The organism is Pseudomonas sp. P105 (assembly GCF_032614175.1).
Lineage (GTDB): Bacteria > Pseudomonadota > Gammaproteobacteria > Pseudomonadales > Pseudomonadaceae > Aquipseudomonas > Aquipseudomonas rhizophila.
Genome location: NZ_CP126693.1, coordinates 5,965,800 through 5,981,450 on the forward strand (window position 1 = coordinate 5,965,800; position 15,651 = coordinate 5,981,450).

Here is a 15,651-nt window from a genome sequence, read left to right on the forward strand (position 1 = left end):
ACACCGCAAAAACAAGCTCAGCGCACCACCGGCAAACTCGTCGTCGATTTGATCTCCGACAGCGCCACAATCGAGTTCACTTCCTGGATCCCCGGCACCATCGACAGCTTTTCGAAGAAGAAGCGTTCATACGCCTCGATGTCCGCCGTGACGATGCGCAGCAGGAAATCCACCGACCCCATCAGCACGTAGCATTCCAGCACCTCGGGGAAGCCGCGAATGGCTTCGGTGAACTCGGTGAAGTTCGAACGTCCGTGCGCGTTGAGTTTGATTTCGGCGAATATCTGCGTGTTGAGGCCGATTTTCTTGCGATCGAGCAAGGTCACCTGACCGCGAATAATCCCCTCCTCCTTCATCCGTTGAATCCGCCGCCAGCAGGGTGATTGGGACAAGCCCACCTGTTCGGCGATCTGCGCGCTGGACAGCGAAGCATCCTCTTGGAGCAGCGCCAGGATCCTGCGGTCGTAGCCGTCCAACTCTCCGTGCATAAATAAACCTCTTCTAGGCTGAATCCAGAATCATACGATTCACCGGATCTGAATCATCACTCATATTAGATAAGAAATACCCCGCCGCGCATGTAAACATTTCTCCACATCCCCGGAGACCGTCCATGCCCCCTCTCGAAGCCGTCACATCCAACCGACCCGATGTCTGGCACGCCCAGAATCGCCATTGTCGCGCCCACTACCATCTGCGGGCCGAAGCCGAACCGGATCTGCTGTGCCGGGCGCTGAATCTGTTTGCCTTGCAAGGCCTGACACCCCGACAGGTCCACGTCGAACGCGACGACGATCTGCTGTCGATGGAGATCCTCATGGACGGGTTGAGCTGGCACCGTGCCCAAGTGCTCGCTGAAAAATTACGTAACCTGATCAGCGTGTGCTCCGTGGACCTGCAAGACGCTGACAGTGCGCGCCTTGAGCCGGCCCAGGCGGCAGGCTGAACGGCTGCCGGCAAGAATTCGAAACGCATTGGTCGGGTAGTGGCCCAACGGTCCATAGTGTCGGGACTATTCTTTTGCAGACCGAGCGAGGACGCCGAAGCGTCTGTATCGCGGCTTTGCTGCAATTGTCCAATAGGAACCCGCATGTCCACCAAACACGCCACTCAGGACCGCTGGCTGGACCTCAATGATCTGCTGCGCCAATTGGTCGCCCAGGGCTTCATCAGCCAGGACTGCGCCGAAACCGCACTCAATGCGCGCCGGCGCCATAGCGCCAGCGCCCAGCTGCACCCACTGGAGTTCATCGCCAACCAGCATCTGGACGATCTCAGCCGCCCCGGCAAGCGCCTGGACCTGGAAAGCCTGACCCTCTGGCTGTCGCAACAGGCCGGCCAGCCCTACCTGCGCATCGACCCGCTGAAAATCAACGTGGCGGCCGTCACGCCGCTGATGTCCTACGCCTTTGCCCAGCGCCACAAGATTCTCGCGGTGGCTGTGGACCGCGACGCGGTCACGGTGGCCAGCGCCCAGCCTTACGTCAGCAGTTGGGAAGCGGACCTGACCCATGTACTCAAGCTGCCGATCCAGAGGGTCGTTGCCAACCCGGTGGATATCCAGCGCCTGAGCGTGGAGTTCTATCGCCTGGCCAAATCGGTCAGCGGTGCCACTACGGTCGACCAGCAACCGAGCAACCTGAGCAACTTCGAACAACTGCTCAACCTGGGCGCCAGCGATCAGGAGCCGGACGCCAACGACGCCCATATCGTCAACATTGTCGACTGGCTGTTCCAATACGCCTTCCAGCAACGGGCCAGCGATATCCACATCGAACCGCGTCGCGAGCAGGGCACGGTGCGCTTTCGCATCGACGGGGTGCTGCACACCGTCTATCAGTTCCCGCCGCAGGTGACGATGGCGATCATCAGTCGCCTCAAGAGCCTGGGGCGGATGAACGTCGCGGAAAAGCGCAAGCCCCAGGACGGCCGGGTCAAGACCAAGACTCCGGACGGTGGCGAAGTGGAATTGCGCCTGTCGACGCTGCCCACGGCGTTTGGCGAAAAAATGGTCATGCGGATCTTCGATCCCGAAGTACTGCTCAAGGACTTCGACCAGCTCGGCTTCTCCGCCGATGACCTGCGCCGCTGGCAAGACATGACCCGTCAGCCCAACGGCATCATCCTGGTGACCGGCCCGACCGGTTCGGGCAAGACCACCACCCTCTACACCACCCTCAAGAAGCTGGCCACGCCAGAGGTAAACCTTTGCACCATCGAGGACCCGATTGAAATGGTCGAGGCGTCCTTCAACCAGATGCAGGTGCAGCACAACATCGACCTGACCTTCGCCGCCGGCGTGCGTGCGTTGATGCGGCAAGACCCGGACATCATCATGATCGGCGAGATCCGCGATCTGGAAACCGCTGAAATGGCGATCCAGGCGGCGCTCACCGGACACCTCGTCCTCTCGACCCTGCACACCAACGATGCACCGAGCGCCATCAGTCGCTTGCTGGAGCTAGGCGTGCCCCATTACCTGATCAAAGCCACGGTGCTCGGCGTCATGGCCCAGCGCCTGGTACGCACGCTGTGCCCGCACTGCAAGGCCCCTCTGACCCTGGATGAAGACGATTGGCAGACCCTGACACGCCCCTGGCAGGCCCCGTTGCCGGCCAATGCCCAACAGGCCGTCGGCTGCCTGGAATGCCGTGACACCGGCTATCGCGGCCGCGCCGGGGTCTACGAAATCATGCAATTGACCGACAGCGTCAAAGGCTTGATTCACCCCGACACCGACCTGCTGGCGGTGCGTCGCCAGGCATTCAAGGAAGGGATGCGCAGCTTGCGGTTATCGGGCGCACAAAAAGTCGCCGCCGGGCTGACGACCGTTGAGGAAGTCCTGCGCGTGACCCCGCAGAGCGAGCAGAAGTAGCTGTGGGGAGAGGCTGTGGGAGCAAGGCTTGCCCGCGATGAAAATGACGCGGTCTCCCAAGGAAGCAAGGCGCCTGCATCGCGAGCAAGCTTTGCTCCCTCTGAGTGATGACAATGGCCGTTTGCCCTACACTCAGGGCGCGCAAGTCATTTTCAATCAGAACAGGGAACAGTCATGCAGATCGGTAGCGTACTTTTACTTTTTATCGGCCTCGTGGTCGCCATTCTATTCATGGGCTTCAAGGTCGTGCCCCAGGGCTACCAATGGACTGTCGAACGGTTCGGCCGCTACACCAACACCCTCAAGCCCGGCTTGAACATCATCATCCCAGTGATGGATCGCATCGGCCGCAAGATCAATGTCATGGAAAGCGTACTGGACATCCCACCTCAGGAAGTCATTACCGCCGACAACGCCACGGTACAGATCGACGCAGTGTGCTTCTTCCAGGTGGTCAACACGGCCCAGGCAGCCTACGAGGTCAACAACCTCGAGCACGCGATCCGCAATCTGCTGCAAACCAATATCCGCACCGTGTTGGGGTCCATGGAGCTGGACGCGATGCTGAGCCAGCGTGATGGCATCAATGAAAAACTGCTGCGCACTGTCGATGAAGCTACAGCACCGTGGGGCATCAAGATCACCCGGATCGAGATCAAGGACATCAGCCCACCGGCCGACCTGATGGCCGCCATGTCAGGGCAGATGAAAGCCGAACGCATCAAGCGTGCCCAAATCCTGGAAGCCGAGGGCTTGCGAGCGTCGGCGATTCTCACCGCCGAGGGCAAGAAGCAGGCGCAGATCCTCGAGGCAGAGGGCAGCCGCCAGGCCGCGTTCCTGGAGTCCGAGGCCCGCGAGCGTCAAGCGCAAGCCGAAGCGCTGGCCACCCAGGTGGTATCCCAGGCAATCGCAGACGGCAACGTCCAGGCCGTGAACTACTTCGTCGCGCAAAAATACATTGATGCGCTGGGCCGCCTGGCGTCGGCCAACAACAGCAAAGTGATCCTGATGCCGCTGGAAGCCAGTCAGGTCATCGGAGCGGTTGGTGGCATCGGTGAGATCGTCAAGGCCACCTTCGACAGCAAGAAAGCCTGAGGCGCCAATATGTGGGTGTTCCTGCAACAACTATCGTACTGGGACTGGCTGGCGCTGGGCGTCATCCTGCTGATCCTCGAAGTGTTTGGCGCCGGCGGCTACCTGCTGTGGATCGGCATAGCCGCCGCCGCGGTCGGCGTGCTCACGTTCATCCTGCCGCAGATGCCGTGGGAAATGCAGTTCCTGTTGTTCGGCCTTTTCGCCATCGCGACAGCACTGTACTGGTGGCGACGCCAGCGCAGCGCAGTGCGCCAAAGCGATCAACCGCTCCTGAACCTGCGCGGGCAGGAACTGATCGGCAAGGTCTTTCAGATTCATGAAGCGATTATCGATGGACGCGGCAAGATCAAGGTGGCGGACAGTGTCTGGCTGGCCAAGGGGCCCGAGTCGCCCGTGGGCACGCGGGTCAGGGTGGTGGCACAGGAAGGCGCGGTGCTGCTGGTAGAACGGGCTGACTGAGACGTCATGGAACTCAATCGAGGGGTTGGTTATCCAAAGTCATAGTTAACCCAGTGGAGTCACCTATCATGCGTCTCAAACTTGCTGTCGCGACCTTGGCCTTGCTTGCTCTTCCTGTCGGCTCGGCAATGGCCGACACGTTTTGGCGTAACGTCATCTCGTCCGGTGCAACCACCGGTTCCACCTACCTGACTTTCAAGGATAACAAGCTGATCGTCGCCGCTCAGGACGACGCCGGCAGCTTCGTTGCCAGCGACGGCGGTATCCGTGGTCCATACCTGGAAGCTGCGATGCAGAAAGTCCGTGCCGACAACCCGGGCTTGCAGGCCACCGACATGGAGCTGGCCAACGCGATCCTGGCGAAAAACGCCGTCGCCCAGGACTGATTCCAGACCGATGAAAAATGCCGCTCGATTGAGCGGCATTTTCTTGCCTGGCAATTCTCTCCAAGGCACTTAAAACCTGTGGGAGCGAGCCTGCTCGCGATGGCGGTGGATCAGTGGCAACCATATTGACTGACCCACAGCCATCGCGAGCAGGCTCGCTCCCACAGGCTTGTTGCTTATTCGCCAATAGCAGCCTTGTAGCCTGCTGCATCAAGCAGCTTGTCCAGCTCAGCCTTGTCGCTTGGCTTGAGCTTGAAGATCCAGGCCCCGTATGGATCGGAGTTCAGCAGTTCCGGTGAACCGCCCAGGTCTTCGTTGATTGCGATCACTTCGCCACTGATCGGCGAGTAGATGTCGGAAGCGGCTTTTACCGACTCCACCACACCGGCCTGGTCACCCGCGGAATAAACCTTACCGACCTCGGTCAGCTCGACAAACACCACATCACCCAGAGCTTCCTGCGCATGATCGCTGATGCCCACGGTGACCGTACCGTCAGCTTCCAGACGCGCCCACTCATGGCTTTCGGCAAAACGCAGTTCGGCAGGGATATCACTCATATTCTGTGTCCTCAAGAGAAGTGTCAGCGGTCAGCGGCCCGCCGCAAAAGGTTAAATCAGGGTTTTGCCATGGCGGACGAAGGTCGGCTTGACCACTCGTACCGGGTACCACTTACCACGAATTTCCACCTCGGCACGATCGGCGGTGGCCATCGGAACGCGTGCCAAGGCAATTGACTTGCTAAGCGTAGGAGAAAAACTACCACTGGTGATCTCCCCTTCGCCAACATCGGCGATGCGGACCACCTGATGAGCGCGCAGAACGCCGCGTTCTTCCAGCACCAGGCCCACCAGCTTTTGCTGTACACCGCCGGCCAGCTCGGCTTCCAGAGCACTGCGCCCGATGAACTGACGGCTCGCCGGTTCCCAGGCGATGCTCCAGGCCATGTTCGAGGCCAGCGGAGAAACGTCCTGGTGGATGTCCTGGCCATACAGGTTCATGCCAGCTTCCAGACGCAAGGTATCGCGAGCGCCAAGGCCGATGGGAGAAATGCCGGCGCCCACCAGATCATTGAAAAAACTCGGGGCTTCGTGGGCAGGCAGGACGATTTCCAGGCCATCTTCGCCAGTGTAGCCGGTACGGGCGATGAACCAGTCACCGTCGGCACGGCCTTCGAAAGGCTTGAGTTGCTGGATCAGTTGGCCGCGCGATTGCGAAACCAGTTCGGCAATCTTGTGCCGGGCCTGGGGGCCCTGGATCGCCAGCATTGCAAGTTCGGGGCGTTCAAGCAGGTGCACATCGTATTCACCAAGCTGTGCCTGCATCCAGGCCAGGTCCTGATCGCGGGTCGAGGCGTTGAAGACCAGCCGATAGCCGTGCTCGACCCGATAAATGATCATGTCGTCGACGATGCCGCCGCGCTCGTTAAGCATGGTGCTGTACAAGGCACGTCCCGTGTCCTGCAAGCGATCGACATCGTTGGCCAGCAAGCGCTGCAACCAGACCTTGGCCTGGGGACCGGCGACATCGATAACGGTCATGTGGGATACATCGAACACACCGCAGTCGCGACGCACCTGATGGTGCTCCTCAACCTGCGAGCCGTAATGCAAAGGCATATCCCAACCGCCAAAATCGACCATCTTCGCGCCGAGGGCGAGATGAAGGTCATACAGAGGCGTACGCTGTCCCATGGGTGTCTCCTTCCGGGCTTGGCGAAGGTGCGGACGAGCACTGCACAGCGTGAACGCCAAAAACGTTTTCAGACGCTATCAGTTGCCCGGTCCGACAGACGGACCGCACCGAATGCCGCGCATTGTAGCCGCATGATGTAGGACTGACACCTAGCTGTTTCGATGGGCCGAGCGTCGTATCAATCCGATGACCGGCAACAACCCCACCAGCACCAGGGTCAGCGCCGGTAACGCGGCCCGGGCCCACTCCCCTTCACTGGTCATTTCAAAGATCCGTACCGCCAGCGTGTCCCAGCCGAACGGGCGCATCAGCAGGGTCGCGGGCATTTCCTTGAGCACATCGACGAACACCAGCAACGCCGCACTCAAGGTGCCCGGCAACAGCAACGGCAGATACACTTTGAAAAACAGTCGCGGCCCACTGACCCCAAGGCTGCGTGCTGCTTCAGGCAAAGAAGGACGGATTCGCGCGAGGCTGCTTTCCAGTGGACCGTAGGCCACGGCCAAAAAGCGCACCAGATAGGCCAGCAGCAGGGCCGACAGGCTGCCCAACAGCAACGGTTTGCCGGCACCGCCAAGTAGCGTTGACAGGGGGATGACCAGTTCGCGGTCCAAATAACTGAAGGCAAGCATGATCGATACCGCCAGCACCGAACCGGGCAAGGCGTAGCCCAGGTTCGCCAGGCCGACACCGGCGCGAATGGGACGGGTCGGCGCCAGGCGTCGAGCGAAGGCCAACAGCAAGGCGACGCAAACGGTGACCAGTGCCGCGAGCCCACCCAGATAGAGGGTATGGACGATCAGCCCGGCATAACGCTCATCCAGATCGAACCGGCCACGCTGCCAGAACCACACCAGCAGTTGCAGCATCGGAATAACAAATGCGCAGGCAAACACCAGGGCGCACCAGCCGCTGGCCGCCACCGCCTTGAGACCGCGCAAGTGATAAAGCGCCTTGACCCGGGGTCGCTCGTTGCTCGCCCGCTGGGCGCCTCGGGCGCGGCGTTCGCCGTAAAGCACCAGCATCACCGCCAGCAGCAACAGGCTGGCCAGTTGCGCGGCGCTGGAGAGGCTGAAGAAGCCGTACCAGGTTTTGTAGATGGCCGTGGTGAAGGTGTCGAAGTTGAACACCGACACCGCGCCGAAATCCGCCAAGGTTTCCATCAACGCCAGCGCCACGCCGGCACCAATGGCCGGTCGGGCCACCGGCAACGCCACTCGCCAGAACGCCTGCCACGGCGACTGCCCGAGCACCCGGGCCGCTTCCATCAATCCCTTGCCTTGGGCCAGGAACGCACTTCGCGCCAGCAAATAAACGTAAGGGTAAAAGACCAGGACCAGCACCAGGATCACTCCGCCGGTGGAGCGTACCCGGGGCAGGCGCAGGTCGCTGCCGAACCATTCGCGCATCAATGTCTGCACCGGACCGGCAAAGTCCAGCAGGCCCACGAAGACAAACGCCAGCACGTAGGCCGGAATCGCAAACGGCAACATCAACGCCCAGTCGAGCCAGCGTCGCCCGGGGAACTCACACAGGCTGGTGAGCCAGGCAAGGCTGACGCCCAGCAACGTTACACCGACACCCACACCGACAATCAGCGTCAGGGTGTTGCCCAACAAGCGTGGCATCTGGGTATCCCACAGGTGGGACCAGATTTGCTGATCGATGTTTTGCCAGGACAGCAGCAGGACGCTCAAGGGCAACAGCACCAGCGCGGCGATAGCAAAAACCAGAGGGTACCAGCGGCGTTGGACGGGGTGGGTCAAGGGGGAATCTCGGGGCAGTCAGCAAACGCCTATTAAACCGCAAAAAAAAGATCGCAGCCTGCGCCACCTTCTACATTGGAACGCGATCCCCTGTAGAAGCTGTCGCAGGCTGCGATCTTGAGTGCTTTTTTAGTTCCAGCCAGCGCGATCCATCAAGCGGATGGCTTCGGCCTGGCGTTTACCCGCCACTTCAACCGGCAGGGTGTCAGCCTTGAACTTGCCCCAGGCGGCGACTTCCTTGGAAGGCTCCACGTTCGGATTGGCCGGGAACTCCTGGTTCACGTCGGCAAAGATGTTCTGGGCTTCGGGCGTGGTCATCCACTCCACCAGTTTCTTCGCGGCTTCCGGGTGCGGTGCGTACTTGGTCAGGCCGATGCCCGAGAGATTGATGTGCACGCCACGGTCGGCCTGGTTCGGCCAGAACAGCTTGACCTTCAGGTCCGGCTTCTGCTGGTGCAGGCGACCGAAGTAGTAAGTGTTGACGATACCGACGTCGCACTGCCCGGCATTGATGGCTTCAAGCAGTGCCGTGTCATCGGAGAACACATCGGTGGACAGGTTCTTGACCCAGCCCTTGATGATTTCTTCGGTTTTTTCCGCGCCGTGGGTTTCGATCAAGGTGGCGGTCAGGGACTGGTTGTAGACCTTCTTCGAGGTGCGCAGGCACAGGCGGCCTTCCCACTCTTTACCCGCCAGGGCTTCATAGGTGGTCAGTTCGCTCGGTTTGACCCGGTCGGTGGAGTAGACAATGGTCCGCGCCCGCAGGCTCAGGCCGGTCCAGGCGTGGGAAGACGCGCGGTATTGGGCCGGGATGTTGGCGTCGATCACCTTGGAAGTGAACGGTTGGAGAATCCCCATCTGCTCGGCCTGCCAGAGGTTGCCGGCGTCGACGGTCAGCAACAGATCCGCGGTGGCGTTTTCACCCTCGGCCTTGATCCGCTGCATCAATGGCGCTTCCTTGTCGGTGATGAACTTCACCGAGACGCCCGTCTTTTTGGTGTAGGCATCGAAAACCGGCTTGATCAGCTCATCGATACGCGAGGAGTAGACCACTACCTCATCGGCAGCCTGGGCGGCGGTAGCGCCGATCAGGGTCAAGGCGAGGACGGACAGCAGACGCTTGGGTGCCAACATGGGAGCGGTCTCTCGATTGTTATAAGTGCGCGAATGATAAGGACTCACATTTGCCTTCTCAATCGAACAGTGTCCAGACACGTTTCAAAATGTTGCGACTATGAGAGGAGCTGTGTTTTTGCGTCCGCCATCGCGGGCAAGCCGTGCTCCCACAACAGCTCGTCCCACATTGCCCCTGTGGAAGCAAGAGCTTGTGGGAGCAAGGCTTGCCCGCGATAGGGCCATAAGCCCCAACCCATCTCTCAGACCTTGGCCAAATCCGGCAAATCCCCGGTCAACCCCAACGCCTCACGTACGAACAACGCCTTGGCCTCGGGCAGACCGTCCACCAGTTTCAGCCCGGTATTACGCAGCCAACGCACCGGCAACGGATCGGCCTGGAACAGCCGCTCAAACCCTTCCATCGCGGCCATCAGCGCCAGGTTATGGGGCATGCGTCGGCGTTCGTAGCGGCTCAGTACCTTCACGTCCGCCAGCCGTTCACCGCGCCCGGCCGCCTGCAACAGCACTTCGGCCAGGACGGCGGCATCCAGGAAACCCAGGTTCACCCCCTGTCCGGCCAGCGGATGGATGGTGTGGGCCGCATCGCCGATCAGCGCCAGCCCTTCGGCCACGTAGCGCTTGGCATGGCGCTGGCGCAGCGGTACGCACAAGCGCGAATCGGCGCTCAGCACCGTCCCCAGTTGCCCCTCGAAGGCCCGCTCCAGCTCGTTGCAGAAATCCGCTTCCTCAAGCGCCATCAACCGCTGAGCTTCGCCAGGGGTGGTGGACCAGACGATCGAGCACCAGTCGTGCAGGCCGTCGCGCTCCAGTGGCAGGAATGCCAAGGGACCGTTATCGGTGAAGCGCTGCCATGCGGTCATCCGATGAGGCCGGGCGCTGCGCACACTGGTTACGATGGCGTGGTGCAGGTAATCCCATTCCCGGGTGGCAACCCCCGTCAAGCGACGCACGGCGGAGTTCGCACCGTCGGCGGCGATCACCAGCGGTGCCCGCAGGGTGCGGCCATCGGCCAGGGTCAGCAACCAGTCATCGCCGGAGCGGCGCATCTGCTCAAGCCGCGCGTTGGCCAGCAGGCCCAGATCACAGTCATGCAGGCGGTCCAGCAGGGCATCCTGCACGACGCGGTTTTCGACGATGTGCCCCAGGACCTCGGCATGCAGGCTGGCCGCCGAGAAATGGATCTGCCCGGTGCCGCTGCCATCCCAGACGTGCATGTTGGTATAAGGACTGGCGCGCCGGGCGATAATGCCGTCCCAGACCTCAAGACGATCAAGGATCCGCTGGCTCGCCGCCGACAATGCACTGACCCGAGGTTCGAAGGCAGCCTGGGGATCGAAGGGTTTGACGCTCATCGGGCTGCCGTCGAGCAACAGCACTTGCAGGCCACTACCCTGCAACGCCAGCGCCAGGGCGCTGCCGACCATTCCGGCGCCGACAATCAGCAGATCTGCACGCAATTCCATGCTTTAAGCCTGTTGTGCTGGCGACATGAGTCGCCCATGAGAAAAATGATCGAACCAAGCCTCACGCATCGGGACGCGTCCCCAACCCCATGGCCTGGCGGGCGAACCAGCGCTTGGCCGGAGGCAGCAGGTCGAGCCCCAGCAGGCCAAGGTTGCGGCCCAGGGACACCAGCGGCAGGTTGCTGCTGAACAGCCGCGTAACCTGGTCGGAAAACCCGACGGTCAGCGTCTGATCCATCCGCTGACGCTCGCGATAGGCTTGCAGCACGGCGAAATCCCCCAGCGCGCTGTCGCTGTCGAGCAAGGCGTCGGCCAGGGCCTGGGCATCGCGCAGGGACAGGTTGAACCCCTGGCCGGCAATTGGATGCAGACTGTGGGCCGCGTTGCCCAGGATCGCCAGATGCGGGCGGACCTGTTCTTCGGCTTCCACCAGCGCCAACGGATAAAGATGCCGAGCGCCCACTTGTTTCAGGGTGCCCAGGCGATAACCGAACACGCCCTGCAATTCGCTGAGGAAGCTGCGCTCATCCAGGGCCGCCAGACGTTGCGCATCCATGCCCTGACGGGTCCAGACCAGCGCGCAACGGCTCTCCGGCAGCGGCAACAAGGCCATCGGGCCGTCGTCGGTGAAGCGCTCGAAGGCCATGCCGTTGTGGGCTTCGCCCGGTGTGATGTTGGCAATCAGCGCGCTCTGGCCATAAGGTCGATTGCGCACGCCAATACCCAGCTGTTCGCGCAGGCTGGAACGACCACCGTCAGCCAGCACGGCAAGGTCGCATTCCAAGGTGGTTTCGTCATCGAGCGTCAGGCGATAGCCGCCGACCATGGGCTCCATCCGGGTGACTTGTGCCGGACAGTGCCAACTGACCACTTCAGTGTCCAACCCTTGCCACAGGCACTGGCCGAGCCAGGCGTTTTCCACCACATACCCCAGGGCCGGCACCCCTTCTTCCATGGCCGACAACCGCGCCGTGGAAAATCGCCCGCGATCAGACACGTGGATCTGCTTGATCGGCTCGGCGCGACGAGAAACTTCCTGCCAGATACCCAGGCGTTGATAAATCTGCCGGGACCCGAACGACAAGGCCGAGGAACGGGCATCGTAGCTCGGCTGCCAGGCATCGCCGGGGGCGAAGGGCTCGATCAGCATGATCTTCCAACCCCGGGCCTTGGCGCCGGCTTGCAGGGCCAGTGCCAGGCTCGCGCCTACAAGGCCACCGCCGACGATCGCCAGATTGACCCGGCTCATGCCGCATCAGCCCGGGCGGCGGCCATCAGGGCCTCGATTTCGGCGACCGTCTTGGGTACGCCGTGACTCAGGATTTCACAACCGGTTTTGGTCACTACCACGTCATCCTCGATGCGCACGCCAATGCCGCGCCATTTTTTCGCTACGTTGCGGTTGTTCGGGGCGATGTAGATGCCCGGCTCCACGGTCAACGTCATACCGACTTCCAGTACCCGCCATTCGCCGCCGACCCGGTACTCGCCAACGTCGTGCACGTCCATGCCCAGCCAGTGGCCGGCGCGGTGCATGTAGAAGGCCCTATGGGCTTCGCTGGCGATCAACTCGTCCACCTCGCCCTCCAGCAGGCCCAGGCGCACCAGCCCTTCGGTAATGACTCGCACTGTTGCTTCGTGAGCCTGGTTCCAGTGTTTGTCCGGCGCAATTTCGGCGAACGCCGCTTCCTGGGCGGCCAGCACCACTTCGTAGATCGCCTTCTGCTCGGGCGAAAACTTGCCGCTGACTGGCCAGGTACGGGTGATATCACTGGCGTAGCAGTCGATTTCACAACCGGCGTCGATCAATACCAGGTCGCCGTCCTTGAGCAGTGCGTCGTTCTGCTGGTAATGCAGGATGCAGCTGTTGCGACCCGCCGCGACGATCGACCCGTAGGCCGGCATTTTTGCCCCGCCCTTGCGGAACTCATAATCCAGCTCGGCCTCCAGGCTGTATTCGTACAACCCCGTGTGCGCGGCCTGCATGGCCCGGATGTGCGCCTGGGCGGAAATCCGCGCCGCTTCGCGCATCACCTTCACCTCTGCCGCCGATTTATACAGGCGCATGTCGTGCAGCAGATGATCCAGGGCAACGAATTCGTTCGGCGGCTGGGCACCGAGATGGGCCTTGGAGCGAATCACGTTGATCCACTCCATCAGGTGCCGGTCGAATTCCGGGTTGCTGCCCATGGCCGAATACACCCGGTCACGGCCCTCGATCAGGCCCGGCAGGATATCGTCGATGTCGGTGATGGGAAATGCATCGTCGGCGCCATAGTCACGCATCGCCCCTTCCTGGCCGGCTCGCAGGCCATCCCACAACTCCCGCTCGGCGTTGCGTTCGCGGCAGAACAGGATGTATTCGCCATGGGCCCGGCCGGGCATCAGCACGATCACCGCTTGCGGCTCGGGGAAGCCGCTGAGGTATTGAAAGTCGCTGTCCTGGCGGTAAACGTGCTCGACGTCGCGGTTGCGGATGGCAACGGCGGCGGCGGGCAGGATTGCGATGCTGTTGGGTTCCATCTGCGCCATCAGGGCCTTGCGGCGACGGCTGTATTCCGATTTCGGGATATGAATCATGGGCAGACGGTGTTCCCTTTCAAGCAATCAGTGCAAGGACGGCTTGGCGGCCGGTTCAGCGGTTTTCTTGGTTTCGGTGAACAGGAGCAATGGCGCGACCCGCAGGTACTCCATCACTTCCATATAGTCGCTTTCACCGTCATCGGATTCTTCCAGGGCGTCCTGGACCTGAGAGATCGCCGCCAGGTCTTGCAATACTTCCTTGGCCTCGTCACTCAACGCATATTCGCGGCGGGTCAGGCCGAAGCCGGCGAGGAAGCCCTGGCACCACTGGCCCAGCGCGGCGGCGCGTTCGGCCAGCGGAGCGTCATCGGTAGGCAGCAGCAGGACGACGGTCATGTCATCGCTGGTCAACTCACCCTTGACCATTTCCTGCAGGCCGATGAGCGCATTGCGCACGTTGTCCGCCGGCTCGCCTTCCAGCAACTCGGCGGCGTCAGCCAGCCAGCCGTCGGCATCGAAGCCGGCGCCGGCGCAACTGCGCCCAAGCAACAGGCCATGCAGTTCAGCAGGCGAGACAGGATGACCGCTGGTGCTCAGCAGGGTGGCAAACGCTTGATACGGGGAATTCTGAATGGGCATGGGCAGCTAGGCGCCAGACGGCGCTATGTCTAGAATGGAGGCCTTGTATCCTACATCGACAGACTCGCCAAGACTATCAGAGGCTGTGCGACCCTATCCCCATCAGACACAATCTTCAGTGGACACAATGGAAGACACCGACCTGCAAGCGCTGATGGCCAGACTCGAATTGCTAATTGAGCGGGTCGAGCAACTTAAGAGCCAAAACGGACTCCTATTAGCTCAGGAAAAGACCTGGCGCGAGGAACGCGCGCACCTCATTGAAAAAAACGAAATCGCCCGGCGTAAGGTCGAATCGATGATTTCGCGCCTCAAGGCCCTGGAGCAAGACTCATGAGTTCAAGCAATAGCGTAACCGTGCAGATCCTCGATAAAGAATATTCGATCATCTGTCCCCAGGAAGAGCGCAGCAACCTGGTAAGCGCCGCCCGTTACCTGGACGGCAAGATGCGCGAGATCCGCAGCAGCGGCAAAGTCATCGGCGCCGACCGCATTGCTGTAATGGCTGCCTTGAACATCACCCACGAGCTGTTGCACCGCCAGGATACGCCGGACGTGCAAGTCAGCGGCTCGACCCGTGAACAGGTGCGCGACCTGCTCGATCGGGTGGATCTGGTACTGGCCACCGACCCGGACGTCAGCAAGGGCTGATTCGCGAGGCTGCCTGGGGTATACTTGCGTCACTCCCTGGGGTGCTTGCCAGTTGGTGATGTCCCTGAGCCGATACGCACAACCACGGGAGTTGCACGTTGGGGCCGGTGTGCATGTCCGCTTGACGGAAAGCCTTAACGCCCCCTGCAACTTCCACCTTGAACTTTCGGGTTCAAGGGCTAAGCCGACAGCGGTTCATCCGGGGAGCCTGATTCTCACAATGCCAGTCATCAAGACTGGCATTGTTGTGTCTGGCGCAGGCATTTCTGAGCGCGCTGTTTTGCGGTTACGCTGTGCTGTCGCCACCGATTGCGTGAATTATCGATATGACCGAACCCGCGCTGCTGCCGCGCCCGCAACTCCGCCGCCTGCTACGCCAGGCCCGTCGCGCCCTGACACCTGCCCAGCAGCGTGAAGCCGCTCGCGGGCTCTACAGGCAACTGGCCCAGCACCCGCTGTTTCGCCGGGCAAGACACATCGCCCTGTACCTGCCCAACGATGGCGAGATCGACCCGCGCTTGTTGCTGCGCGCCGCTCAGCGCCGGGGCAAGGCCACTTATCTGCCGGTGCTGAGCCCATGGCCGCAGACCAAAATGGTGTTCCAGCGCATCCGCCCCGGCGAAAAGCTGCGACCCAATCGTTTCCGTATTCTGGAGCCGCGGATGAACATCGCCCGGCAACGCAAGGTCTGGACGCTGGACCTGGTGCTATTGCCGCTGGTGGGGTTTGACGATGCGGGAGGTCGGCTGGGCATGGGCGGTGGCTTTTATGACCGCAGCCTGGCGTATCTGGCGCGACGCAAGCAATGGCGCAAGCCGACACTGCTGGGACTGGCCCATGAATGTCAGAAAGTCGAACGGTTGGCGCAGGCGAGCTGGGACGTGCCGCTGCAGGGAACGGTCAGCGACCGGCATTGGTATATCGCGGGGTAGACGCCGCAGGGAAACAGCGGCGTCCGCTAG

At 61.5% G+C, this 15,651-nt stretch carries 17 protein-coding genes and 1 other RNA gene; 9 read left to right on the plus strand and 9 right to left on the minus strand.

Going from position 1 to position 15,651, the window contains the following annotated elements; genetic code table 11:
* Positions 1–17: 17 nt before the first annotated feature.
* Positions 18–488 (minus strand): Lrp/AsnC family transcriptional regulator, encoded by a 471-nt coding sequence (locus tag QOM08_RS26830; RefSeq protein ID WP_047226070.1) that lies wholly within the window; start codon positions 486–488, stop codon positions 18–20.
* 125 nt (positions 489–613) lie between these two features.
* Between QOM08_RS26830 and QOM08_RS26835 the strand changes: the two genes are divergently transcribed.
* From QOM08_RS26835 to QOM08_RS26855, 5 genes are all read left to right on the plus strand, one after another.
* A complete protein-coding gene (locus QOM08_RS26835) occupies positions 614–946 on the plus strand; it encodes a hypothetical protein (protein ID WP_047226071.1) in 333 nt (110 codons plus the stop codon).
* Positions 947–1,090: 144 nt separating this feature from the next.
* Positions 1,091–2,875 (plus strand): GspE/PulE family protein, encoded by a 1,785-nt coding sequence (locus tag QOM08_RS26840; protein ID WP_047226072.1) that lies wholly within the window; start codon positions 1,091–1,093, stop codon positions 2,873–2,875.
* 174 nt (positions 2,876–3,049) lie between these two features.
* A complete protein-coding gene (locus QOM08_RS26845) occupies positions 3,050–3,970 on the plus strand; it encodes an SPFH domain-containing protein (protein ID WP_047226073.1) in 921 nt (306 codons plus the stop codon).
* Positions 3,971–3,979: 9 nt separating this feature from the next.
* Positions 3,980–4,429, plus strand: a complete 450-nt coding sequence (locus tag QOM08_RS26850; RefSeq protein ID WP_047226074.1) for an NfeD family protein — start codon at positions 3,980–3,982, stop codon at positions 4,427–4,429.
* A gap of 65 nt (positions 4,430–4,494) precedes the next feature.
* Complete coding sequence (locus QOM08_RS26855; RefSeq protein ID WP_171061308.1) at positions 4,495–4,815, plus strand: DUF2388 domain-containing protein; 321 nt, start codon at positions 4,495–4,497, stop codon at positions 4,813–4,815.
* Between the two features lie 176 nt (positions 4,816–4,991).
* Here the strand turns inward: QOM08_RS26855 and gcvH are convergent, their stop codons facing one another.
* The 8 genes from gcvH to QOM08_RS26895 all read right to left on the minus strand — a co-directional run bounded on the left by gcvH (position 4,992) and on the right by QOM08_RS26895 (position 14,038).
* Entirely contained in the window at positions 4,992–5,375 is a 384-nt protein-coding gene (gene gcvH / locus QOM08_RS26860; protein ID WP_139048913.1) for a glycine cleavage system protein GcvH, read from the minus strand.
* A 51-nt stretch (positions 5,376–5,426) separates the two neighbouring features.
* On the minus strand, positions 5,427–6,509 hold the full coding sequence (gene gcvT / locus QOM08_RS26865; protein ID WP_047226077.1) for a glycine cleavage system aminomethyltransferase GcvT: 1,083 nt from the start codon (positions 6,507–6,509) through the stop codon (positions 5,427–5,429).
* Between the two features lie 150 nt (positions 6,510–6,659).
* On the minus strand, positions 6,660–8,276 hold the full coding sequence (locus QOM08_RS26870) for an ABC transporter permease (RefSeq protein WP_139048912.1): 1,617 nt from the start codon (positions 8,274–8,276) through the stop codon (positions 6,660–6,662).
* 129 nt (positions 8,277–8,405) lie between these two features.
* Entirely contained in the window at positions 8,406–9,410 is a 1,005-nt protein-coding gene (locus QOM08_RS26875; RefSeq protein ID WP_076383055.1) for an extracellular solute-binding protein, read from the minus strand.
* 242 nt (positions 9,411–9,652) lie between these two features.
* Entirely contained in the window at positions 9,653–10,870 is a 1,218-nt protein-coding gene (locus tag QOM08_RS26880; RefSeq protein ID WP_188251480.1) for a 2-octaprenyl-3-methyl-6-methoxy-1,4-benzoquinol hydroxylase, read from the minus strand.
* Positions 10,871–10,937: 67 nt separating this feature from the next.
* Positions 10,938–12,125 (minus strand): 2-octaprenyl-6-methoxyphenyl hydroxylase, encoded by a 1,188-nt coding sequence (gene ubiH / locus QOM08_RS26885; RefSeq protein WP_316912325.1) that lies wholly within the window; start codon positions 12,123–12,125, stop codon positions 10,938–10,940.
* Positions 12,122–13,456, minus strand: coding sequence for a Xaa-Pro aminopeptidase (pepP, locus tag QOM08_RS26890; protein ID WP_316912326.1), 1,335 nt, complete (start codon positions 13,454–13,456; stop codon positions 12,122–12,124). The genes ubiH and pepP overlap by 4 nt, the downstream gene beginning before the upstream one ends.
* Before the next feature lie 27 nt (positions 13,457–13,483).
* Positions 13,484–14,038 carry a YecA family protein gene (locus tag QOM08_RS26895; protein WP_047226083.1) on the minus strand — a complete coding sequence of 185 codons (555 nt, stop codon included), beginning with the start codon at positions 14,036–14,038 and terminating at the stop codon, positions 13,484–13,486.
* A gap of 127 nt (positions 14,039–14,165) precedes the next feature.
* Here QOM08_RS26895 and QOM08_RS26900 point away from each other — a divergent pair, with 127 nt between their 5' ends.
* The 4 genes from QOM08_RS26900 to QOM08_RS26915 all read left to right on the plus strand — a co-directional run bounded on the left by QOM08_RS26900 (position 14,166) and on the right by QOM08_RS26915 (position 15,621).
* Positions 14,166–14,375, plus strand: a complete 210-nt coding sequence (locus QOM08_RS26900; protein WP_030138125.1) for a TIGR02449 family protein — start codon at positions 14,166–14,168, stop codon at positions 14,373–14,375.
* Positions 14,372–14,689: a cell division protein ZapA gene (locus QOM08_RS26905; RefSeq protein ID WP_047226084.1), complete on the plus strand. Its 318-nt coding sequence runs from the start codon at positions 14,372–14,374 to the stop codon at positions 14,687–14,689. The genes QOM08_RS26900 and QOM08_RS26905 overlap by 4 nt, the downstream gene beginning before the upstream one ends.
* 30 nt (positions 14,690–14,719) lie before the next feature.
* A non-coding RNA gene (gene ssrS / locus QOM08_RS26910) (6S RNA) lies at positions 14,720–14,899 on the plus strand.
* A gap of 116 nt (positions 14,900–15,015) precedes the next feature.
* A complete protein-coding gene (locus tag QOM08_RS26915) occupies positions 15,016–15,621 on the plus strand; it encodes a 5-formyltetrahydrofolate cyclo-ligase (protein ID WP_047226085.1) in 606 nt (201 codons plus the stop codon).
* Positions 15,622–15,651 lie beyond the last annotated feature (30 nt).